Origin of the sequence: Guyparkeria hydrothermalis (assembly GCF_023555385.1) — a bacterium.
Classification (GTDB): Bacteria; Pseudomonadota; Gammaproteobacteria; order Halothiobacillales; family Halothiobacillaceae; genus Guyparkeria; species Guyparkeria hydrothermalis_A.
Genome location: NZ_JAJSED010000001.1, coordinates 642,861 through 664,626, shown reverse-complemented (window position 1 = coordinate 664,626; position 21,766 = coordinate 642,861). Strand labels below are relative to the sequence as shown.

At 65.6% G+C, this 21,766-nt stretch carries 20 protein-coding genes; 13 read left to right on the top strand and 7 right to left on the bottom strand.

The features are described 5' to 3' along the window. Positions 1-6: 6 nt before the first annotated feature. Both LV476_RS03165 and LV476_RS03160 read right to left on the bottom strand, forming a co-directional pair. On the bottom strand, positions 7-1,338 hold the full coding sequence (locus tag LV476_RS03165) for a hypothetical protein (RefSeq protein WP_250073273.1): 1,332 nt from the start codon (positions 1,336-1,338) through the stop codon (positions 7-9). A gap of 46 nt (positions 1,339-1,384) precedes the next feature. Then, entirely contained in the window at positions 1,385-3,235 is a 1,851-nt protein-coding gene (locus tag LV476_RS03160; protein ID WP_250073272.1) for a VWA domain-containing protein, read from the bottom strand. Positions 3,236-3,330: 95 nt separating this feature from the next. Between LV476_RS03160 and ettA the strand changes: the two genes are divergently transcribed. From ettA to LV476_RS03145, 3 genes are all read left to right on the top strand, one after another. Further along, positions 3,331-4,998 (top strand): energy-dependent translational throttle protein EttA, encoded by a 1,668-nt coding sequence (ettA, locus tag LV476_RS03155; RefSeq protein WP_250073271.1) that lies wholly within the window; start codon positions 3,331-3,333, stop codon positions 4,996-4,998. 54 nt (positions 4,999-5,052) lie between these two features. Beyond that, positions 5,053-5,862, top strand: a complete 810-nt coding sequence (locus tag LV476_RS03150; protein ID WP_250073269.1) for an HDOD domain-containing protein — start codon at positions 5,053-5,055, stop codon at positions 5,860-5,862. A gap of 122 nt (positions 5,863-5,984) precedes the next feature. Further along, the gene (locus tag LV476_RS03145) at positions 5,985-6,767 is read left to right on the top strand and encodes a M48 family metallopeptidase (protein WP_250073267.1); all 783 of its coding nucleotides are present in this window, start codon (positions 5,985-5,987) and stop codon (positions 6,765-6,767) included. A gap of 21 nt (positions 6,768-6,788) precedes the next feature. Here LV476_RS03145 and LV476_RS03140 read toward each other — a convergent pair whose 3' ends face one another. Further along, positions 6,789-7,571 carry a hypothetical protein gene (locus LV476_RS03140; RefSeq protein ID WP_250073265.1) on the bottom strand — a complete coding sequence of 261 codons (783 nt, stop codon included), beginning with the start codon at positions 7,569-7,571 and terminating at the stop codon, positions 6,789-6,791. A 25-nt stretch (positions 7,572-7,596) separates the two neighbouring features. Further along, complete coding sequence (lexA, locus tag LV476_RS03135; RefSeq protein WP_250073263.1) at positions 7,597-8,220, bottom strand: transcriptional repressor LexA; 624 nt, start codon at positions 8,218-8,220, stop codon at positions 7,597-7,599. Between the two features lie 74 nt (positions 8,221-8,294). Here lexA and LV476_RS03130 point away from each other — a divergent pair, with 74 nt between their 5' ends. Next, complete coding sequence (locus tag LV476_RS03130; protein WP_250073261.1) at positions 8,295-9,806, top strand: Y-family DNA polymerase; 1,512 nt, start codon at positions 8,295-8,297, stop codon at positions 9,804-9,806. Between the two features lie 16 nt (positions 9,807-9,822). On the opposite strand, the gene LV476_RS03125 is transcribed toward LV476_RS03130, so the two are convergent. Continuing rightward, positions 9,823-11,091 (bottom strand): MFS transporter, encoded by a 1,269-nt coding sequence (locus LV476_RS03125; RefSeq protein WP_250073260.1) that lies wholly within the window; start codon positions 11,089-11,091, stop codon positions 9,823-9,825. Positions 11,092-11,228: 137 nt separating this feature from the next. Here LV476_RS03125 and LV476_RS03120 point away from each other — a divergent pair, with 137 nt between their 5' ends. The 6 genes from LV476_RS03120 to LV476_RS03095 all read left to right on the top strand — a co-directional run bounded on the left by LV476_RS03120 (position 11,229) and on the right by LV476_RS03095 (position 16,125). Next, positions 11,229-11,987 (top strand): Nif3-like dinuclear metal center hexameric protein, encoded by a 759-nt coding sequence (locus LV476_RS03120; RefSeq protein ID WP_250073258.1) that lies wholly within the window; start codon positions 11,229-11,231, stop codon positions 11,985-11,987. Positions 11,988-12,284: 297 nt separating this feature from the next. Further along, positions 12,285-12,890 carry a ubiquinol-cytochrome c reductase iron-sulfur subunit gene (gene petA / locus LV476_RS03115; protein ID WP_250073249.1) on the top strand — a complete coding sequence of 202 codons (606 nt, stop codon included), beginning with the start codon at positions 12,285-12,287 and terminating at the stop codon, positions 12,888-12,890. Then, positions 12,887-14,098 carry a cytochrome b gene (locus LV476_RS03110; RefSeq protein WP_250073247.1) on the top strand — a complete coding sequence of 404 codons (1,212 nt, stop codon included), beginning with the start codon at positions 12,887-12,889 and terminating at the stop codon, positions 14,096-14,098. Before petA ends, LV476_RS03110 begins: the two co-directional genes overlap by 4 nt. Further along, positions 14,095-14,844 (top strand): cytochrome c1, encoded by a 750-nt coding sequence (locus LV476_RS03105; RefSeq protein ID WP_250073245.1) that lies wholly within the window; start codon positions 14,095-14,097, stop codon positions 14,842-14,844. Before LV476_RS03110 ends, LV476_RS03105 begins: the two co-directional genes overlap by 4 nt. A gap of 109 nt (positions 14,845-14,953) precedes the next feature. Beyond that, complete coding sequence (locus LV476_RS03100) at positions 14,954-15,580, top strand: glutathione S-transferase N-terminal domain-containing protein (protein WP_250073243.1); 627 nt, start codon at positions 14,954-14,956, stop codon at positions 15,578-15,580. 2 nt (positions 15,581-15,582) lie between these two features. After that, the gene (locus tag LV476_RS03095) at positions 15,583-16,125 is read left to right on the top strand and encodes a stringent starvation protein B (RefSeq protein WP_250073240.1); all 543 of its coding nucleotides are present in this window, start codon (positions 15,583-15,585) and stop codon (positions 16,123-16,125) included. Here LV476_RS03095 and msrB read toward each other — a convergent pair. Further along, a complete protein-coding gene (gene msrB, locus LV476_RS03090) occupies positions 16,118-16,519 on the bottom strand; it encodes a peptide-methionine (R)-S-oxide reductase MsrB (protein WP_250073238.1) in 402 nt (133 codons plus the stop codon). The genes LV476_RS03095 and msrB overlap by 8 nt on opposite strands. A 201-nt stretch (positions 16,520-16,720) precedes the next feature. Here msrB and LV476_RS03085 point away from each other — a divergent pair, with 201 nt between their 5' ends. The 3 genes from LV476_RS03085 (at position 16,721) to LV476_RS03075 (ending at position 21,260) form a co-directional block, all read left to right on the top strand. Next, positions 16,721-19,057, top strand: coding sequence for a DNA translocase FtsK (locus LV476_RS03085; protein ID WP_434062813.1), 2,337 nt, complete (start codon positions 16,721-16,723; stop codon positions 19,055-19,057). Positions 19,058-19,166: 109 nt separating this feature from the next. Further along, positions 19,167-19,823: an outer membrane lipoprotein chaperone LolA gene (lolA, locus tag LV476_RS03080; RefSeq protein WP_284047398.1), complete on the top strand. Its 657-nt coding sequence runs from the start codon at positions 19,167-19,169 to the stop codon at positions 19,821-19,823. 6 nt (positions 19,824-19,829) lie between these two features. Then, complete coding sequence (locus LV476_RS03075) at positions 19,830-21,260, top strand: replication-associated recombination protein A (RefSeq protein WP_250073230.1); 1,431 nt, start codon at positions 19,830-19,832, stop codon at positions 21,258-21,260. On the opposite strand, the gene LV476_RS03070 is transcribed toward LV476_RS03075, so the two are convergent. Further along, entirely contained in the window at positions 21,257-21,760 is a 504-nt protein-coding gene (locus LV476_RS03070; protein WP_250073229.1) for a methylated-DNA--[protein]-cysteine S-methyltransferase, read from the bottom strand. The genes LV476_RS03075 and LV476_RS03070 overlap by 4 nt on opposite strands. Positions 21,761-21,766: the final 6 nt, after the last annotated feature.

The following is a 21,766-nucleotide window of genomic DNA, read 5'->3' as shown; positions in this document are numbered from 1 at the left end:
CTACTCTTATGACTTGCCGTGCTTTTTGGCGATTTCGGCATCAAGCAGGGCGTCGATGTCGTCCAGATCGTAGGCGTCGCTTTCCGTTTGCGGCTTGTCCTTTTCCTCTTCGGGGATCTCGACGTCGTCGAGGTCGATCACCCCGTTTTCCTCGGGATCCTCTTCGGAAAGCTCCATCGACTCGTCGGCGGATGTCTCGGTTGAGGTCGGCACCTCGGTGCTAGCGGCGTTGGCGCCCGCTTCATCGCCGGGCGTGGACGTGGTTGCGCTCTCGCGTTCGCCCGCCTCGTTCGTCTCGCCTCCGGAAACCATTGCCTGACTCGCCGCAGCGGTCGCGTCCTGGCTGGCCTGGGCCTGCGCGATCAGGGCGTCGATGTCGTCATCGGCACTGGCTGCGGCTTCGCCCGCCGATTCCATGGCCGATGTCGCCTGGGTGGCGGGCTCGGCTGCCGGCGCTTCGGCCTGGTCCTGAGCGTTTTGACCAGTTTGTTCGCCACCGACGTCGATGCTGTCGGTGGTCTTTGCAGTGGAAGGTTCGGAGGCCGCCATGGCCTCGTCCGGCTCGGCGGCGGGTGACGTTATCTCTGGGGTGGTTTCGGGGGCTGCCTCGTCCTGCGCCTCCATGGTTGCCTGCGCCGGGGTGTCCTCGACTTTGGGCGCCGGTGCGGCTACCAGATCCTCGCTGAAGACATCCTCGGCACGTTGTTGAGCCGTCTCGCAGTCGGCCCCGGCCGCCATTTCCTGAACCATCACGATGGCCTTGAGCACGGTGGCGACGTGGGGCTCCTCGTTGTAATCGAACTTGCGGCCATACTCACGCACCATCACGTTGACCGTTTCCAGCGAGTCGTTGAGATGGTTGGCCTGGCGGTCCCGCTGCTCGCGCAGTTCGCGCAGCTCCTCTTCGAGCTCGGTTACCCGAGCATCGTCTGCCTGGCTCGCCTCGGCATGGGCGTGGGCCAGCGTCAGCAACTGCTCCAGGTCCTCCTGGCGAACGCGCTGGAACTGTCTGGCGACCGAGGAAAGATCGTGACGTTTGGGCTCGAGCCAGGGTTCGACCATCGCCTCCACGGCATCGAGACTACGCTCGGCGTAGATCTGTCGTTGCTCGTCATCGAGGGTCATGCCGGGCCAGACCCGCTCGGCTTGCCGTCCGACCATCTCCTCCGAGGCGCGCAGGATCGGATTTCTATCGTCCAGCAGGCGTTCGGCGGCGTCCGTGTGGCGTCGCTGCCCGCGCCATACAAGAAAAGCCAGGATCAGCGTGATTACGAGCAAGCCGGCGAGCAGCTCGGTGGCGATGATGGCCCAGTCGGAACTCAGGAAGTAGTCGAGCATGTGTCGGAAATCCGTGCTGTGTCTTTCGGGGTGTGGTCGATTTGGTTCAGGCGCGGGCCGCCTGGATCAGACGCTGCCGCTTGCGTGAGACGACGCCGTGCCAGAGCCATCCGAGCAATGCCAGGGCCAGCAGGCCGCCGAGGCCGATCAGCATGGCCAACAGGGGGTTGCCCTCGTTGTCATTCGCGGGAGTGGCCTCCTCGACAGCGACATCCGGCGCGACCTCATCGTCCGCGACCACGGGCTCCGTGCGTGGCAGGTTGAGGTCCAGCGGCAGCGTGATGTCCCGCCCGTCGCGCGTCTGACCGACAATATCGCCGCTGACACGGCAGTCCTCGTTCGTCCGAGCCGGGAGGTCGATGCGGTTGGTGGCTGACGGCAGCGCGGCCTCTACGGGAATATCTGCTGAGTTGGAGCACCCGAGGACGGCTTCCAGACGAGAGTTCGCGGGATCGAGCACCGAGACGTCTTGCTCGACGACCAGCCAGGTTGCGGGTGTCGGTTGCTCCTGACCCGACTCCATGGGGGCGGCTGGGGTTTCGGATTCGATCCGGGCGTCGAATGGCCGAGTGCGGGCCAGTGCCACCTTCTTGCGGATCACCCGTTCGAAGGTAGGCCCGCTGGCCCGCCCCTCGAGGGTGTAGATGCCCGGGTCCTCGCTGATCCGGATGCGAAAGTGATACACGCCGTCGCCGCCGAGCACGTCCGGGTCGGCACCGACGTCATTGAGTGCCAGCTCGTCGACCGCCTCGCCGGTGGGTCCGTTGACTCGTACCGCGGCGCTGATGTCGTCGGTCAGGCGTGGCTCGACGATGGGGTCGCCGTGGTTGGTGAGCAGCAGTTGGCCATCGATGGTTTCCCCGGGGTAGATCCGGCTGGGTAGCTCCGGCATGCCCAGCTTGAGATCGGTGATGACCAGGGCGCGATTGTCGGGGTCCTCGGCGGCGAGAATCTGCCAGCTGCCCGCAGGGGGATCCTGAACGGTGATCAGGTCACGCCCGGCGCTGTCGTCCCAGCGCCAGTTCGCGAGGGTGGAGGCGATGCCGGCGTCGACCTCGCCACCGTCGGGGAGCTTGATACGCGTCGGATTGGCACCTTGCTGGCGAAAGACCACCAGGGTCAGCTCGCTGATGCTCTCGTCGACGCGAAAGCGATTTTCCACCAGCGGTACGCCGGTACGTGGGGCGGTCGCCTCGAACAGCGACAGGAATACACGCTGCAGGTCGGCGTTGCTGCGCGCGCTGAGCGCAAGCCCACCCGTACGTTCGGCAATTTCGGTCAGGATGGCGTCGTCGGCTGCCGCGGACAGGGCAACCGTATGGACCTGGACCTCGGCGTCGATCAGTGCCGGGATCACCTGGTCGCGCAGACGTGCCGTGGCACGCTCGTTGACCGCCGTGTCCGGGGAGATGTCCACCTTGCCATCGGACAGCAGGATAACGTTGCGCTGCGTGTCCTCTCCCCAGTCGCCGTTGGCGGCTTCCAGTGCGGCCGGGATGTCGGTGAACGGTTCGTTCGAACGGATGCGCTCGGCGGCAGCCCGCATGGCGCGTTTGGTGTCCGGAGTGGCCCGGGAGGCGGGCAGTTCCGTGGTGATGCGGTTGCCGAACAGGTCGACCTGTACGCGGCTCTGTTCGGGAACCAGATCGCCGAGGAGCCGAAGCGCCGGCTCGCGCAGATTTTCGGGGTCGGTTTTCTTCATCGAGCCGGACACGTCGATCAGGACATGCAGTTCCGGCTCGGAGGCGGCATGGGCGCCCGGCATGGCGCCAAGGGCTACGACGAGCAGGACAATCAGCAAGGCGGGCAGGGGAAGGTGAAACTCAGCGAGCGTGACCGGTTGCCACGGATGCGGGCCGGGTGGATTCGAGGAGGAGGGGGCATCAAGTCGCGGCACAGTGCTGGTATCCTTGTGATCAAACGCGGTCACTATTCCTGCGGGATAGTGCCGCTTCATTTCGTTTGCAACAACAGAAAATCCCGATCAAGCATATGGCTCAGTACATCTTCACCATGAACGGTGTGGGCAAGGTCGTCCCGCCGAAGAAACACATCCTCAAGGACATCAACCTCAACTTTTTCCCCGGCGCCAAGATCGGCGTGCTCGGCTACAACGGTGCCGGCAAGTCGACGTTGCTGCGCATCATGGCCGGCGTCGACACGGACATCATCGGCGAGGCGCGTCCCCAGCCCGGCACCAAGATCGGTTACCTCAAGCAGGAGCCGGATCTCGATCCCGAGAAGGACGTTCGTGGCAACGTCATGGATGGTGTCGGCGAGATGGCCGAATTACTTGAGCGCTTCAACGAGGTTTCCAACCAGTTCGCCGATCCGGACGCGGATTTTGAGGCGCTGATGGAAGAGCAGGCCACCCTGCAGGACAAGATTGAGGCCGGCGGCGGCTGGGATCTCGATCGCAAGCTCGAGGTGGCCGCCGACGCGCTGCGCTTGCCGCCCTGGGAGGCCGACGTGACCAAGCTGTCCGGGGGCGAGCGCCGCCGGGTCGCGCTGTGCCGTCTGCTGCTGTCCAACCCGGACATGCTGATCCTCGACGAGCCGACCAACCACCTCGACGCCGAATCCGTCGCCTGGCTGGAGCGCTTCCTGCAGGAATTCTCCGGCACCGTTGTCGCGGTCACCCACGATCGCTACTTCCTCGACAACGTCGCCGGCTGGATCCTCGAGCTGGACCGCGGCCAGGGCATCCCCTTCGAAGGCAACTACTCGCAGTGGCTGGAGGCGAAAGAGAAGCGACTCGAGCAGGAAGAAAAGGCCGAGTCCGCCCACCAGAAGGCGATGAAGCAGGAACTCGAGTGGGTGCGCCAGAACCCGAAGGGTCGCCAGGCCAAGTCCAAGGCGCGCATGAAGCGCTTCGAGGAGCTGCAGTCCGAGGAGTACCAGAAGCGCTCGGAGACCAACGAGATCTACATTCCGCCCGGCCCGCGTCTGGGCGACAAGGTCATCGAGGCGGAAGATCTCACCAAGGCCTTCGGCGACCGCGAGCTCTACCAAGGGCTATCGTTCTCGGTACCCAAGGGCGGGATTGTCGGCATCATCGGCCCGAACGGCGTCGGCAAATCGACCCTGTTCCGCATGCTCATCGGCGAGGAAAAGCCCGATGGCGGCAACATCGAGATCGGCGAGAGCGTCGAGCTGGCCTATGTCGGCCAGTCCCGCGAGGACATGGACGACACCAAGACGGTTTGGGAGGAAATCTCGGACGGGTACGATTACATTACCGTTGGCAAATTCGAGATGCCGTCGCGTGCCTATTTGGGGCGCTTCAATTTCAAGGGTCAGGACCAGCAGAAGTTCATGAAGGACCTGTCGGGTGGTGAACGCAACCGGGTCCATCTGGCCAAGCTCCTGAAGTCCGGCGGCAACGTGCTGCTGCTCGACGAGCCGACCAACGATCTCGACGTCGAGACTCTGCGGGCGCTTGAAACCGCGCTGCTCGACTTCCCGGGCTCGGCACTGGTGATCTCGCACGATCGCTGGTTCCTCGACCGCGTCGCCACCCACATCCTCGCGTTCGAGGACGATGGCTCGGTGATGTTCTTCGAAGGCAACTTCCAGGAGTACGAGGCGGATCGTCGCAAGCGTCTCGGCGATGCGGCCGACCAGCCTAAGCGCGTGAAGTACACCCGCCTGGCGGACTGATAGTGGAGGCCGGCCCGGATCGAGGTGACCGGCGTTATTCAGGGAGAAGAAAACGTGTCCAATCCGGCACTTGAACAGGCGATCATCAACAAGATCCGTGACAAGGGCATTGCCCTGCCGGTACTGCCTGACGTGGCGCTGCGTGCGCGCCGGGTGATCGATGACCCCAACAGCTCGGCCAGCGACCTGGTCGACGTGATTTCGCAGGATCCCGCGATTGCCGCGCGCCTGATCCAGGTGGCAAACAGCCCGATGTACCGGGGCGGTCAGCACATCGACAACCTCGTCCAAATCGTCTCGCGACTGGGAATGCGCACGGTCAGCCAGCTGATCATCTCGCTGTCGGCCAAGCAGTTGTTTACGGCCGAGACGCCGACGATCAAGCGCATCATGCGGGATCACTGGGCCTTCGCCACGCAGGTGGCGGCCTTGTCGAACCACATTGCCAAGCGTCATACGAAGCTGGATGCCGACCAGGCGCTGCTGGCCGGTCTGCTCCACAGCGTGGGCGGCATCCCGGTGATCGTGGTGGCCGAGGACATCCCCAAGCTGCTTGAGGCTCCGGCCTTGCTCGACGAGCTGGTCGAGAGCCTGCAATGGCGCCTAGGCGGCAACATCGTCAAGGCTTGGGATTTCCCGGATATGTTCGCCGAGGTGATCGAGCACTGTGGGGATCTCGGCTATCAGCACGACGGGGATCCGAACTACAGCGACGTGGTCATCTGCGCGATTGCACAGGCTCGTGGTATCAGCCGTACGCCGGATGATCGGCCGATCATGGCCGCCGAGAAGTTGGGTGTCGATCTTGAAGCCAGCCTGATCGACGACGAGCTCGACGAAGCGATTCGCGCGCTTGGCGGCTAGTATCCTGATTGCACGGCGTCACGGCCAGGAACCGAGACACAAGACCCCGGTCTCCCCGTGAGCCGGGGTCTTTTTATTGAAGGCCTGCTGACATTCGACACCGCGAAATGAGGTCGTCCGCCATGCGTTTTCCGCTTGCCGTTTCCCTGTGGGCTGTTGTCACGATCTTGGTCGGTTGCACCACGCACCCGGTCACCGGAAGAAACCAGCTGATGATCGTGCCGGAAGGGCAGGCCAACCAGATGGCCTACCAGGCCTACACGCAGATGGCGCGCGAAAAGGACACGCTGCCTGCCTCGTCGCCGATGAGTCGCCGCGTGACCCGGATTACCCAGCGCATCGTGCCGCAGGCGATCCGTGTCTATCCGGCTTCGGCCGGCTGGGCGTGGGAGGCCCGCGTGTTCCGTGACGACAGCATCAATGCCTTCGCGCTGGCCGGCGGCAAGGTGGGCATCAATACCGGCATGCTGAAAAAGCTGCGCCCCAGCGACGACGAACTGGCCCAGGTGATCAGCCACGAGATTGCCCATGCGCTCTCCGGGCACACGCGAGAGAAGATGTCGATGGCCATGAGTCAGCAGATGGGATTGTCGGTTGTCTCCGCACTGGGCGGGCTGGATAGCCAGACTGCCGGCATGGCGCAGCAGGTCGCGGCGATGGCGATCGATCTGCCGTTCAGCCGACGGATGGAGTACGAGGCCGACGAGGTGGGCCTGCTGCTGGCGGCGCGTGCCGGCTATGATCCGCGAGCGGCGGTGTCGCTGTGGCGCAAGATGCAGGCGAAAGGCGGAGGCGGCGGACCGGAATGGCTCAGCACGCACCCGGCCAGCGGCAACCGCATCCAGGCGTTGCAGCGCGCGATCCCCTCGGTGATGCCGGCCTATCGCCAGGCCACGGGGCGCTGAGGCACTCCGGCCGGAAACGGGTCAGCGCTGGATCACGATACTCAGGGCCGGACCCTGGCTGCCGTGCTCCGGTGACAGGGGAGTCGTGTTGCCGGCGAGTTCCAGCCGGGCCTCGTCGGGGTGGAACGGTTTGTGGCGACGAACGGCGAGTCCGCCGTCGCAACGGCGCACCGCGAGCTGTACCCCGGCCGGACTGGCCGTGTCGCCCGCCCGACCGGGGTAGGGCGTAACCAGGCAGCTCCGGCCCGACTCGGCGGCCAGCTTGAGTCGTCGCCGGAGTGCGAAGCCCAGGGGCGGCAACCAGCTGAGTACCAGTGGGTAGACGCCGGCCTGCAGCACTTCCTCCGTGGCCCAGCCCAGCTCGCGCATGTCGCGGGGCTCCACCAGCAGCAGCTTGTCCAGGTCCACGCCCTCGCGTTGCCAACGCTCGGCACAGGGCCGGGCTGGCGGGTTGATCAGCGCCACGCGTTCCGTCTGTGTAAGCCCGGCAATCCAGGGCAGAAGCAGGGCCGTGATGCCGTATCCCAGCGAGGCCTGGAACCAGTCGCGCAGGTCGGCAAGCGATCGGCGATCAAGCCGGTCGAAAGGGCGTTCCCCGAGTCGTGGTGCCGGGGTGTCGGCGTATAGCTCCACCAGTCCTTCCCGTGGCCAGCCGCCACCCAGCAGTTCGTCCAGTGCCGACCAGCCGCTGGGAAAGGTCTCTTCCACGAGGCCGCCGGCCGGCCGAGTCTGGCGCCCGCGCCAGATGTCCTGACGCGCCAGCAGGCTGGTGATCCCCTGATCGCCCGGTGCGCGCTCTCCCATGATGACTACTGGCCTCCCTTCCGGGTCAGTCGAAGGTGCGCAACACGCCGACGACCCGTCCCTCGACGATCAACTCCTCGCGCTTCAGGTCGACCTCGATCGGCGTCATTTCACTGTTCTCCGGGATCAGCCAGACTTTCGCGCCGCGGCGCCGGTAACGCTTGACCGTGACCTCGTCGGCGAGCCGGGCCACCACGATCTGGCCGTTGCGTACCTCTTCGGTGCGATGCACCGCCAGCAGATCGCCGTCCATGATCCCGGCATCCCGCATGCTCATTCCCCGCACACGCAGCAGGTAGTCCGCCCGGGGCCGGAACAGGGACGGATTCACCGGCACCTGGGCCTCGACGTGTTCGGCGGCCAGCACCGGGCTGCCCGCGGCGATGCGCCCGACCACGGCCAGTTCCTCGCGGTGACCGTCGTCAATCAGACGAATGCCGCGCGAGCGGCCGCCCAGCAGCTCGATCGCCCCTTTTTTCGCCAGCGCCTTGAGGTGGCTCTCGGCGGCATTGGGCGAACGAAAGCCCAGCGCGGCGTTGATTTCAGCCCGGGTTGGCGGCATGCCGGTCTCGTGAATGGTGTCGCGGATGAACGCGAGGATCTCGGCCTGGCGGGGCGTGAGCGGTCGTTGGGCAGTCGATTCGGTCATGGCTCAGGGATAGCGGGAACGGATAATGGAGTGTACTGTAAAAAAGAACAGTATTCATCCCGAGGAACCTGCCGATGGCGATCGAACCCACCATCCCGCGCTCGTCGCGGGGCACGGCATTCTGGCTGGCCCTGCGCTTTCCCGAGGCCTGGTTCGAATCCCGTTGTCCCGAGGAGGACCGGCGGAATCGCCCGCCGGCCGTTCAGCTGCTCGATCAAGCCGGGCGTTCCCGGGTCGTCGCGGTGAACCGCCCGGCGGCCGATATGGGTATCGAGGCGGGGCAGAGTCTCGCCGTCGCGCGATCCCGGCACCGGGCCGCCGCGCCGGCGGACGCGCCACCGTTACGCTGCCTGGAGACGGACGACGAGACCGTGTCGAACTGGCTGGCACAGTGGGGAGAGTGGGCCGGGACGTATACCTCGCGCGTGACATGCCCGTCGGGAGGCTCCATGCCGGGGCTGTTGCTGGAGCTGGGGGGCAGCGCCGCGCTGTTTGGCGGGCTGGAGGCCCTGATCCGGACCGTGATGCATTCACTCGCCGCACACCAGCTGACGGTGCGGGCCGCCGGTGCCCCGCATCCACGGGTGGCCTGGGCCCTGGCCGTCGTCGCAGACGGGGGGCGGCCGTGGCTGTGCGATCGTCGTGATCAACTGGCGGCGATAAGCCGCTTGCCGCTTGCCGCACTCGATTGGCCCGGGGACTGGATCGAACGCTTCGAGGAGCTGGGGCTGATGCGATTGGGCGATGTCCGCCGCCTGCCACGGGATGGTCTGGGCATGCGGACTGCTCCGGCCCTGCTCGAGGACCTGGACCGCCTGTTCGCCGAACGGGACTGGCCGCTATCCGACCTGGAGGCGCCGGTCCGTTATGCCCGCGAGGTCACTCTCTGGGACCCGGCAAGCCAGATCGATCGACTGCTGTTGCTCGCCCGCGCACCACTGGTGGGTCTGGCCGAGTTCCTGCGCCGACGTCGCCTGGCGGTGGCCTCGTTTCGCGTGCTGCTGGGGCACGAGACCGGGGCGGCTACCGACCTGACGCTCGCCACGGCCGAGCCGGGCCGGGACGAGAGCCTCTGGCTGGAGCAGTTGCGTCTGCAGCTGGAGTCGGTCGGCGGGATGCCACCGGTTACCCGGCTGCGGGTCGAGGCCGATCGGTTCGTGACGCCGTCGGCAGGGCAGGGCAGCCTGTTCGCCGATGACGGCGAGCGTGACCGTGACGAGCGGGCGCTGTGGCACCGCCTGCGGGCCCGGCTGGGCGAGGCGGCGGTTGGCCGGTTGCAGCGAGTGCCGGGGCTGGTACCGCCGCTGTGCTCGCGATCTCGGCCGGTCGAAGCCGCCGCCCTCCGAGAGGTGCCGGCCTTGTCGGCGGCGGCAAGCTTCCGTCCCCTGTGGTGGCTGGAGGGGCCGAGGCGTCTTGACGCTCCCCTGCGGCGCCGGGCGGAAATCGAGCGGGTGGAGACGGCCTGGTGGTCGGCGGCCGAGGAGGCGGCCGACTACTGTGCCGGCGAGCTGGCTGGAGGGCGCGCCGTCTGCCTGCGCCGTGACCGACAAACGACGTTCTGGGAGTTGATCGGCTTTGATGGGTAAAAGTGATTGATGCGCGTCAGCGACGAGCCCGGCCATTCGGGTGCAGCCCGCCCCAGCGCCACCAGACCGCGGCTGCCACCAGCAGACCGCTGCCGCCGAACAGCAGGAAGAAGGTCGGCAGATCAATGGCGAACACGGCGAACAGCAGGATGCCCAGCACGCTGCTCACCACCATCGCCAGGGCGTTCTGCACGTTGAGTGCGGCAATCAGTCGGGCACGTTGGGAAGGCCGGGCGGCGCGCTGCAGATGGCTGTACAGCGGCACGACGAGGCCACCGGCAAGCATGCCGGTCAGCGCCACGTCGAGCCCGACGCGCCACAGGGTCGGCGCGACGCCGGAAGCGACGGCATGCCAGTCGATGGCGACCAGCGCGACGCCCAAGGCCATGAATGGCGCCAGCGCCCGTGGAGGGCGCCGCCCGCCCAGGTAGCCGACGGCCAGGCCGCCGGCGGCGATGCTCACCGCAAACAGGGCCAGCAGGCCGGTCGCACCATCGGCGGGCAGGTTGAGCACGTCTTCGGCAAAGCGGGGAAACTGCGTCAGGTAGCCTGCCCCCACGAACCAGAACCAGCTGATCAGCCACATCGACTGGCGCAGCGACGAGCGCTGTCGCTGCAGCAGCTGCCAGGTGGTCACCCAGCTCTTGAGCGGGCCGGCATGGTCGGGCAGTCGCCCCGGGGGCGGAGCGGTCGGGATCAGGCGGGAGGCGAGCACCCCGGCCACGGCTACGCCGATCACCAGGGCGCTGGCCAGTAGCGTCGCGCGCTCGCCGGTGGCGGCCAGTAGCCCGCCGGTCAGGGTTCCCAGCAGGATGGCGGCAAAGGTGCTCGCGGTTACCCAGCCATTCGCCCGCATTAGCATGCCGGCGGGCAGGTGTCGGGGCACGATGGCGTATTTCAATGGTCCAAACCAGGCCGACTGGGTGCCCATCAGAAACACCAGCGCCATCAGCAGCGTGATGCTCTGCCACCAGAATGCCGCGGCGGCCACCAGCATCAGACTGAGCTCCGTCCACTTGAGGACCCGCGCCAGGCGCGCTTGATCGAGCCGATCGGTCCAGTGGCCGGCCATGGGCGAGAAGATCAGGCCCGGCAGGATGAACAGCCCGGCGGCGAGGTTCATCAGCACGTCGACCTCGCCGTTGGCGGCATCGCTGAGCTCGTAGGTGATCAGGAACATCACCGAGAAGCGGAAGGCGTTGTCGTTGAACGCGCCCAGCGCCTGGGTGAAGAAGTAGGGCAAGAATCGACGTGACAGCAGGCGGGCCGGCGTGGGGCTGGGCATGGACCGATGGCTTCCCTCAAGGTGAGCCCGCATTGGAACACGCGGGGTGGGGGGCGCCAAGCGTATCGACTGCGCACTTGCGGATCATGCTAGGGTTTCGACCCCACCCGCGGTGATGAGATGACAGGAGGAGCCCCATGCCGGAGACAGTCGATATTCGCGATCTGCTCGGTTATTGCGAGCAGCTGCTCGAACCGGAAACCTACCGCGACTACGCGCCCAACGGCCTGCAGGTCGAGGGGCGGCGCGCCGTTCGCCGGCTGGTCACCGGGGTGACCGCCTGTCAGGACCTGCTGGACGCCGCGGTCGAAGAGAATGCCGACGCGGTGCTGGTTCACCACGGCTATTTCTGGAAGAACGAACCGCAGGTGATCACGGGAATGAAGCGGCGCCGTATCGCGACCCTGCTGGCGCACGATATCAATCTCATCGGTTATCACCTGCCGCTCGACGGGCACCCGACGCTGGGGAACAACGCCTGGCTCGCCGATCTTGTGGGCCTGAACGTGACCGACCGCTTCGGTCATCAGCAACTGGCCGTCGCCGGTCGACTGGAAGAGCCCTGCACGGGTGGTGAGCTTGCGGCACGCCTGCAGGGCGAACTCGGGCGCACGCCGCTGGTGGTTGGCCCGACCGATCGGCCCATCGAGCGACTCGGTTTGTGTACCGGCGGCGCACAGGACATGCTGGGCGAGGCCATCGATCTGGGGTTGGATGCCTTCATTTCCGGCGAAATCTCCGAGCGTACGACCCATATGGCGCGCGAAGCCGGTGTTACCTACTTTGCCGCCGGTCATCATGCGACCGAGACCGGTGGGGTCCGACTGCTGGGTGAGCGTCTGGCGGAGGAATTCGGTATCGAACACCGGTTCATCGACATCGACAACCCGGCCTGAATACCGGCACCGCGGGAACGCCGTCCGGAGGGTTTCCTTACCCAACCTAATAAAACCATGGTTCGAGGGTATTAAGCCCGCTTGTTTGACGGTCGGGACCAGATGTCTAAACTACCCCGGCCGTAAAAATGGCAGATGCTGTGCATCGATGTTGCCCAGACGCGACCCGGAACTATCCGGGCGTTTTTTCGCCGGGCGCAGGGAAGCCAACGATGCGTGTCAGCAACGCGAATGCCCCGGGCACCGTCTTCCCGGCGCGATCGATTGACGGACAAACTCCAGGAGTACGACGTAACAATGGCTGATTCTCCCTCCAACCCGGCAAGGCGCCGGTTCCTGACCGGCGCGGCGACGGCGGTTGGCGCGGTGGGCGTCGGCTTTGCCGCCGTGCCGTTTCTGAGCTCCTTCCAGCCCAGTGCTAAGGCCCAGGCGGCCGGCGCCCCGGTCGATGTGAATGTTGGCAAGCTTTCGCCGGGTCAGATGACCACCGTGGCGTGGCGCGGCAAGCCCGTCTATGTGGTGCACCGCACCGAGCGCATGCTCGAGACCCTGCCCGAAGTGACCGACAAGCTGCGTGACCCGGATTCCGCCGTGGAAACCCAGCAGCCGGACTTCGCCACCAATCTCTACCGGGCCCGCAAGGAGAACGAGCGTTTCCTCGTGATCGTCGGTCTGTGTACGCACCTGGGTTGCGCGCCGACCTATCGCCCCGAGGTCGCTCCGAAAGACCTGGGCGCGGATTGGAAGGGCGGTTTCTTCTGCCCCTGCCACGGCTCGAAGTTCGACCTTTCCGGCCGTGTCTACAAGGGCGTGCCGGCCCCGACCAACCTGGAAGTTCCCGAGTACACCTACGTGAGTGAGCAGGTTATCCGCGTCGGCGGCACCGAGGAGGAAGAGGCATGATCAAGAGCCTGGGCAAGTGGGTGGATGATCGCCTGCCGGTGTCGCATTTCTGGAATGCGCACCTGGCGAAGTACTACGTCCCCCACAACTTCAACTTCTGGTACTACTTCGGCTCGCTGCTGCTGGTGGTGTTCGTCCTGCAGATCGTCACCGGTATCTGGCTGACGATGAGCTACAAGCCGTCTGCGGATGATGCCTTTGCCTCGGTCGAGTACATCATGCGTGACGTGGAGTGGGGTTGGCTGCTGCGCTATCTGCACTCGACCGGCGCGTCGTTCTTCTTCATCGCGGTGTATCTGCACATCTTCCGCGGGATGATGTACGGCAGTTACAAGAAGCCGCGCGAGCTGATCTGGATCTTTGGCGTCCTGATCCTGTTGGTGCTGATGGCAGAGGCCTTCATGGGCTACCTGCTGCCGTGGGGGCAGATGTCCTACTGGGGCGCACAGGTGATCATCTCGCTGTTCACCTCGATTCCGGTGATCGGCCCGGACCTGGCGCAGTGGATCCGCGGTGACTTCGTCGTCTCGGACGCGACCCTGAACCGCTTCTTCGCTCTGCACGTGATCGCGCTGCCGCTGGTGCTTCTGTTCCTGATCGGCGGCCACATCATGGCGCTGCACGAAGTGGGCTCGAACAACCCCGACGGCGTCGACATCAAGGAGAACAAGGATTCCAGCGGCAAGCCGGTGGACGGCATCCCGTTCCACCCGTACTACACGGTCAAGGACCTGTTCGGGCTGGGCGTGTTCATGTTCATCTTCGCCGTGGTGCTGTTCTACTGGCCTGACGGTGGCGGTCTGTTCCTGGAGCACCCGAACTTCACCCCGGCCGACCCGCTGAAGACTCCCGAGCACATCGCGCCGGTCTGGTACTTCGCGCCGCACTACGCGATTCTGCGCGCCGTTCCGGACAAGTTCCTCGGCGTGGTCGCGATGACGGTGGCCATCCTGATCCTGTTCGTCCTGCCGTGGCTTGATCGCAACCGCACCCGGTCGATTCGCTACCGCTCGACAGCATTCAAGGTGAACCTGTTCGCCTTCGCGGCCGCGTTCATCGGCCTCGGCTACCTGGGCACCCAGCCGCCGACGCCGCTCGGCACGCTGTCAGCGCAGTTGCTGTCGGCCGTCTACTTCGGCTTCTTCATCGCGCTGTTCTTCATCAGCCGTCATGAACGTACCAAGCCCGTGCCGGAGCGCCTGAAATGATCCGACTGACATTCTTCCTGTTTCTTATCGGCGTGCTGGTCGCGCCCAACGCCAAGGCTGCCGGCAGCAGTTATCCACTCAAGGATGCCGAAGTGGATCTCGGTGACGAGGCGTCATTGTTCCGCGGCGCCCAGACGTTCATGGACAGCTGCGCGACCTGTCACAGTGCCGACATGATGCGCTTCGGCCGGATTGCCGATGACCTCGGTCTCAGCGACGAGCAGCTGGCGAAGCTGATGCCGACCGACAAGAGCAAGGCCGGTGACACCATCGAGACCAGCATGCCGTCGGACTATGCCAACCAGACCTTTGGCATCGTCCCGCCGGATCTGACGCTGGTGGCACGTGTGCGTGGCGGTGACTGGCTGTACACCTATCTGACGACGTTCTACGCCGATCCGGACGCTCCCTGGGGTGTGAACAATGCGGTCTTCCCCGGCGTGGGCATGCCGCACGTGCTTGCCGCGCAGCAGGGGCTGCTCCAGCCGGTCTACGAGACCCATGGGGAAGGCGAAGACGCCAAGAAGGAACTGGTCGACCTCGAGCCGCCGGCACGCCCGGGCACCATGAGCGAGGAAGAATTCGATCAGAAGATGCGCGACCTGACTGCGTTCATGGTCTACATGGCCGAGCCGGCGGCGTTGCTCCGTGCGCACTACGGGCCGTACGTGCTTGCGTTCCTGTTCATCTTCACGCTGGTGATGTACCTGCTGAAGAAGGAATACTGGCGCGACATCAAGCATTGACGCGGTCTGCGGGCGGCCCGGCAGGGCTGCCAGATTCCCCGGAAACCCGGCTTCGAGGCCGGGTTTTTGTTATCATGGCATTTTAGCAACTGCATCACGGGAGGCGCCAATGGCGACCGTCAATCGTCGTTCGGTCATGACCTTGTTCACCAGCCCGGATTCGCCGGATTGTCACCGGACCCGGATCGTCCTCGCGGAAAAGGAACTGACTGCCGAGATCATCGATCTGTCCGAGCAGGAACCGCCGGAGGACTTCTACGACCTGTCGCCGGAAGGCACCGTGCCGGTGCTCGCCGACCGTGACCTCGTGCTGACCAACGCCCGCGTGATCATGGAATACCTCGACGAGCGCTTCCCGCATCCGCCGCTGATGCCGGTCGACCCGGTCAGCCGGGCGAAGGTGCGCACAGCGCTCTACCGGATCGAGAACGACTGGTACGGTCTGTTGCCGGAGTTTGAGCGCGGCGAGAAGACCGTGGCTCGCGCCCGCAAGCAACTCAAGGAAGGTCTGCTGTCCGCCGCGCCGATCTTCTCGGCCATGCCGTTCTTCATGAGCGAGGAGTTCTCCCTGGCCGACGTCACCTTGGCGGCGCTGCTGTGGTATTTGCCCAAATACGGCATCGAGTTGAGCGGCCCGAATGCCAAGCCGATCCTTGATTACATGGATCGCGTCTTCAGCCGTCCGACGTTCCAGGCGAGTCTTACCGAAGTTGAACGCGAGATGCGTGAAGCCTGATCATGCTTTCCAAGCGCCCTTATCTGATACCTGCGTTCTATGACTGGATTGTCGACCAGGGCCATGTGCCGCATCTGGTCGTCAACGCCCATGCCGAGGGTGTCATGGTGCCGACCGTGTTCGTGGAAGACGGTCACATCCAGTTGAACATCGGGCCGAACGCGGTCCGCGATTTCTACATGGACCGCGTAGCGATCTCCTTCGAGGCTCGTTTCGCCGGACAGCCCGAACAGGTCTACGTACCGATGCACGCGGTGAAGGCGATCGTCGACCGTGATTCGGGGCAGGGCGCCACCTTCTCCGACGAACCGGAAGAAACCTTTCCGCAGAGTGACGATGTCGGTGCCGGGTCGACCGAAGCGCCCACGACGGGACGCAAGGGGCGGCCGCAGCTGCGTGCCGTCCGCGGTAACGAGGAGGCTGGGAGCGACCCCGAGATTTCGAAGCGGGACGGCAAGCCGGACGATGGCGGGCCGGACGACGACCCGCCTCCCGGCGGGGGTGGTGGAGGTAAAGGCGGCCCGAGTCTCCGGGTGGTCAAGTAGCTGGCTGTTCCTCGGCGGGATGGAAGACCAGGCAGACACTGTTGATGCAGTAGCGCAGGCCGGTTGGCGCCGGACCGTCCTCGAAGACATGGCCCAAGTGGGCCTTGCAGCCAGAGCAGACCACTTCGGTACGGATCATGCCGTGACTGGTATCGCGTCGTTCGATCACGGCCTGATCGTCGGCCGGACGGATAAAACTCGGCCAGCCGGACCCGGAATCGAACTTGGCGTCACTGACGAACAGCGGCTGGCCGCAGCAGACGCAATCGAAGCGCCCCGGGCGCTTTTCGTCGTTCAAGGCGCCCGACCAGGGCGCTTCGGTGCCTCCCAGCCGACAGACGCGATATTGCTCTTCGGTCAGGTTTTCTCGCCAGAAATCGGGTTCGTTGCTCATCAATTGCCCTCGCGAATGAACGGTTGCGTGGTGCGGGAGTCGCCTCAGGACGATGATAGCGAACGTCGCGGGGGTCAAGGGTTCGCCCCGTTTGCCCCGCTTTTGGTGACGACACTCGGGTTCGGGTATCATCCTGACTCGACGCGTCACTCTAAGAATATGCAATAAGCCATTGACCCAGTTAAGGATAGGCGGCCAGCAATGCCCGGAATGACCAAGCCCGCGATCTTCCGTCCCCAGCTCGCCCTGTTGGAGCTTGCGCTGCTGGTCGTGTCGCTGTTGCTCGGTGTCTACCTGCTTGCGCTGTTGAGCTACTCGCCCAGCGACCCGGGCTTCAGCGTGACCGGCGGACAAGTACAAAACGCCGCCGGCCTGGTTGGCGCGTGGGTCGCCGATGCATCCCGCTACCTGGTCGGGCTGGGTGCCTACATGGTGGTGCCAGCTCTGTTACCGCTGCTGTGGCGTACCTTCCGCCGAGCGCGGCAGGGCCAGCCTTGGGCGGATTTGCCGTTTGCGATCCAGTGGCTGGGCGCGGCTCTTCTCGTGCTGTGCGTGAGTGTGCTGGCTGCCATCAACCACGCCCCGTTCGTTTCGCCCGAGGGGCTTTCGGCCGGCGGCGTGGTGGGCCTGGTGATGGCCGAGGGCATGGTCCGACTGCTCGGCGCACTCGGGAGCACGCTCGTGCTGTTGGGGCTTGGGATGCTGGGCATTTCCGCGACGACCGGCCTGTCCTGGTTCGCGCTGTTCGACCTGATCGGGGCCAGCTTGATGCGGCTGTGGAATGGATCACGTTTCGTGGCCGGCTGGGTGGCTCGGCGTTTGCCGTGGTCCGGCAAGCCCGGACCGAAGCCGGTGCCCGAGGTCGGGGCGAGCTATGCTGAAGTCGAACAGAAGCGTCGCAAGCAGGAACCCCGACTCGATTCCCCCGCGCCGAAAGTGAGCAAGCCTAAGCCGGCAGCGCCCAAGCCACCGGCACCGTCCACGGCGCGGGCGAAGGGGAGCGCGGGCAAGCCGCCGCAGCCGGAGCTTGGCACCGCAGACGGCAAGCCGATCCTCGAATTACTCGACCGGCCGGTGCAGCAGAGCAGCGGTTTCAACCAGGACGACCTGCAGCACATGTCCGAGGTGATCGAGGCTCGCCTGTCCGAGTTCGGGGTCTCGGTCGAGGTGGTCGCCGCTCATCCGGGCCCCGTGATCACGCGCTTCGAGTTGCAACCGGCACCGGGCGTGAAGGTCAGCCAGATCTCCAATCTGGCCAAGGATCTCGCCCGCGCGCTGTCGATCGTCTCGGTGCGTGTGGTCGAGGTGATCCCCGGCAAGTCGACGGTCGGCCTGGAGATCCCCAATACCTCGCGCGAAGTGATTGCACTGCGCGAACTGCTTGAGTCGCGCCGCTATCGTGAGGCCCGCTCGCCGTTGACCGTGGCCTTGGGCAAGGATATCGGTGGCGAGCCGATCATGGCGGACCTGGCGCGGATGCCGCACCTGCTGGTGGCAGGCACGACCGGCTCGGGTAAGTCGGTCGGCGTGAACGCCATGATCCTGAGCCTGCTGTACAAGGCGACGGCCGAGGAAGTCCGCCTGATCCTGATCGACCCGAAGATGCTCGAATTGTCGGTGTACGAAGGCATCGGACATCTGCTCGCGCCGGTCGTCACCGACATGAAGGAAGCGTCCAACGCGTTGCGCTGGGCCGTGGGCGAGATGGAGCGGCGCTACCGACTGATGGCCAAGCTTGGCGTGCGCAACATTGCCGGGGCCAACGAGAAGATCCGCGAAGCGATTGCCCGCGGCGAACCGATCAAGGACCCGTTCTACGACCACGCACAGGCCTTCGACCCGGATCTGCCGCCGCCGACGCTCGAACCGATGCCGTATCTCGTCATCGTCGTCGACGAGTTCGCCGACATGATGATGGTGGTTGGCAAGAAGGTCGAAGAGCTGATCGCCCGGCTGGCGCAGAAGGCGCGTGCCGCCGGTATCCACCTGATCCTGGCGACCCAGCGTCCGTCGGTCGACGTGATCACCGGCCTGATCAAGGCCAACATCCCCACGCGTATCGCCTTCCAGGTGTCCTCGAAGGTGGATTCCCGCACCATTCTCGACCAGATGGGCGCCGAGCATCTGCTCGGCCACGGTGACATGCTCTATCTGCCGCCGGGAAGCGGCATGCCGATGCGCGTACACGGCGCGTTCGTCGGTGACGAGGAGGTCCACCGGGTCGTCGAGGCACTCAAGACGCTCGGCGAGCCCGAATACGTCGACGAGGTGCTCTCCGAGCAGACGGCGGCCAATGTCACGCTGCCGGGCGAGAAGCCGGTCCGCGCGGACGGCGAGGAGATTGACGAGCTCTACGACCAGGCGGTCGCGATCGTCACCGAATCCCGCAAGGCGTCCATCTCTTACGTGCAGCGCCGGCTAAAGATCGGCTACAACCGTTCCGCCCGGCTGGTCGAGCAGATGGAAGCGGACGGCGTCGTCGGGGCGCTGGGTGCCAATGGCAGCCGCGAGGTGATTGCGCCGCCTCCGCCTCGCTGATCCGACTCGCGTTCCTCGTCGGGCCGACCCAGGGGTCTCCCGCCGTGCAGGAACGGAACTGCGCCTCGCTCCGGGTATCGAACATACCCTGTAACGCATAAGGTCACTAATGAGCTTTCGAACCCCCCTCCAACTCCTCGCACTTTTGGCGGCACTCGGTCCGCTTGCGGCCCCGGCCATGGCCGAAAAGCCCCGCACCGTAGAGGCGCTGGTCGAGCAATTGTCGTCCGTGGACACCTTCGCCGCCGAGTTCGTTCAGCAGCGCCGGGATGCCGAGGGCAACCTGCGTCGCGAATCCAGCGGGCATTTCGTCCTGGACCGGCCCGGGCGCTTTTACTGGCGCTACGAAAAGCCCTACGTCCAGGAGCTGATCGCCAACGACGGCGTGTTGTGGGTGTACGAGCCCGACCTGCGCCAGGCGACTCGCTCGCCCCTCGAGGCCACCCAGGGAGCGCCTATCGCGATCCTGATGGGCGACCGTCCGGTGGACGAGGTCTTCCGCATCCGGGCGCTCGAAAGCGACGGTGACCTGGCCTGGTTTGCGCTGCGTCCGCGGGAGGAGGCCGGCGACTTCCGCGAGGTGTTGCTGGGCGTGGACGCCCGTGGCGTGGAAGAAATGCGCTTCGTCGATCAACTCGATCAGACCACGCGAGTTTCCTTTGATGCGCGGGAATACAATCAGTCGGTCGACGAGTCCCGCTTCCGGTTCGACCCGCCCGAGGGCGTGGACGTGGTCGAGGCCACCCAACCGCCGGGCGTGCGTTGATCCCGGATGGCCGCTGGCACCCCTCCCCAGGACGACCTTTTCGGCAGTGAAGAGCCGCCGCCGGAGCCGGCTCAGCCCCGCGAGCCGGCCGACGCCTACCGTCCGCTCGCCGACCGTCTGCGCCCGCACGATCTGACCGATTTCGCCGGTCAGGTCCGGGTGGTGGGGGACGAGGCCCCGCTGCGGGTTGCCATGGAGAAAGGGCAGGCGCATTCCTGCCTGCTGTGGGGTCCTCCCGGCGTGGGCAAGACCACGCTGGCCCGGCTGTATGCCGAACGTCTTCAAGCCGAGATCGTGCACCTGTCGGCGGTAGAGGCGGGAGTGCGCGAACTGCGGGGCGTAATCGAAGCCGCACGCGCCCGGCGACAGGCCACTGGCCGGCTGACGGTGTTGTTCCTCGACGAGATCCATCGCTTCAACAAGTCCCAGCAGGACCAGCTCCTGCCATCCGTGGAGCGCGGCGTGCTTGTGCTGGTCGGCGCCACCACGGAAAACCCGTCGTTCTCGCTCAATAATGCGCTGTTGTCGCGGCTGCGTGTCTATCGGCTCGAACCGCTGGGGGATGGCGCGTTGAAGTCGCTGCTCGAACGAGCACTGGAACATCCCGAGGGTGTGCGCGAGACCACCGGCGGGCCGAGCTTGACCATGGAACCGGTGATTGCCGACCGGCTGGTGGCGGCGGCGGATGGTGACGCACGACGCTTGCTGACCCTGCTCGAGCTGGCCGCGCAGTTGGCGCACGAAACCGATGCGGGTGACGCGCGTGAGGTGGACGAGGGTACGCTCGAGGCGCTCATGTCCCAGTCACCGCGGCGATTCGACCAAGGCGGTGACGAGTTCTACGACCAGATCTCGGCAATGCACAAGGCGATTCGCGGTTCCAATCCGGATGCCGGCGCCTATTGGCTGCTGCGGATGCTCGATGGCGGCGCGGATCCAGCCTATCTAGCCCGCCGACTGGTGCGTATCGCCTCGGAGGACATCGGGAATGCCGACCCGCGCGCGCTCAATGTGGCGCTGGACGCCTGGACTGCCTACGACCGGCTAGGTATCCCGGAAGGCGAGCTGATGCTGACACAGGCGGCGATGTATCTGGCGGTGGCACCGAAGAGCAACGCCGTCTACAACGCGCATAACGCCATTCTCGCCACGGTGAAGCAGCGCGGAACGGACCCGGTGCCGATGCACCTGCGCAATGCCCCGACCTCACTGATGGAGCGCGAAGGTTGGGGCAAGGGCTACCGCTATGCCCACGACGAACCCGATGCCTATGCCGCTGGCGAAACCTATCTCCCCGACGGACTGACGGGCGAACGCTTCTATCGTCCCGTGGACCGGGGGCTGGAGCGCACCATTGCAGAACGAATTACCCACTGGCGGCAGCTGGACGAGCAGGCCGGGAACCGGCGCTCGCCCGTCGGGGACGATTCGGACTAGTCGCGCCGCGCCGCGATCCCTTCCAGGGCGAGCAGGGCCGACTTGACGGCCGTGCCGCCCGCATAGCCTCCCAGCGATCCGTCTCCGGCCAATACCCGATGGCAGGGCACCAATGGTGCCCAGGGGTTGGCGCCGACCGCCTGGCCGATGGCTCGGGCCGCCCTCGGCCGACCGATGCGTCGTGCCAGTTCGCCGTAACCCACCGTCTTGCCCGGCGGAATCGCGCACAGTGCGCTCCACACCGCCCGTTGAAAGGGTGTGCCAACCTCGGGAAACGCGGGGTGGCGCGTCCAGTCCGCGCCCGCCGACAACCGCTCAGGCCAGTGGGTGAGGGCAGCGATGACATCGGCCCACGCCGGCTCGTCGGCTGGTGGTTTGCAGGGGGCGGTTTCCGGCCCGACCCACATGCGCTCGATACCGGCCGAGCCGGCTTCGAGATGAGCCGTGAGGCGGGAATGGCCCAGGGGAAGGCACGCCTCCCGCGGTGTCGAGCTCGGCATGGAGTG